Origin of the sequence: Herbaspirillum lusitanum P6-12 (genome assembly GCF_000256565.1) — a bacterium.
GTDB classification, from domain to species: domain Bacteria; phylum Pseudomonadota; class Gammaproteobacteria; order Burkholderiales; family Burkholderiaceae_D; genus Herbaspirillum; species Herbaspirillum lusitanum.
In genome coordinates this window covers 1-450 of the sequence record NZ_AJHH01000742.1, presented here as the reverse complement: position 1 = coordinate 450, position 450 = coordinate 1, and the positions used below count along the sequence as shown (strand labels likewise).

Annotated in this window: 2 protein-coding genes; both read right to left on the bottom strand. The window is 61.6% G+C overall.

From position 1 onward, the window contains the following. The coding region (locus tag HLUSI_RS30485; RefSeq protein ID WP_269147440.1) for a thiamine pyrophosphate-binding protein at positions 1–308 on the bottom strand (308 nt) is incomplete at its 3' end. Further along, positions 301–450 (bottom strand): SDR family oxidoreductase (locus HLUSI_RS32070; RefSeq protein ID WP_157137999.1); only part of this gene is annotated, 150 nt, incomplete at its 5' end. The genes HLUSI_RS30485 and HLUSI_RS32070, both read right to left, overlap by 8 nt.

Genomic DNA, 450 nt, shown 5'->3' with positions numbered 1-450 from the left:
ACCTCGGCATCATCGGCATCATCGGCATCATCCTGCTGCGCGGCGTTGCCGGCAGCGGTGCCGGTGGAGGTCAGGCAGACGCCCAGACCACCGGTGGTGCGTGCATACGAGTCAGCCATGTTGGCGCCGCCGGCTTCGCCGCGTGCCGGGATGAAACGGATCTTGCCGCGCTCGCCGAAGGCGTCGAGGATGGGCATGTTGTGGATCGAGATAACACCGAATGCTGCCTTGACGTCGCATTGCTCGAGGAAGGCGGCGATGGCGCAGCCCACGGTGACTTGTTCTGTTGGTTGGTTTTGCTTAGGCATGGCGGGAAAGTCCTCCTGAAACATCGATGTGGCTGCCTGTTGTGTACGAAGAAAGCGGCGTCGCGAGAAAAACGATCGCGCGGGCGGCTTCCTGTGGGTGACCGAGACGGCCGAGTTGAATATTCTTTTTTTGCGCCAGCGC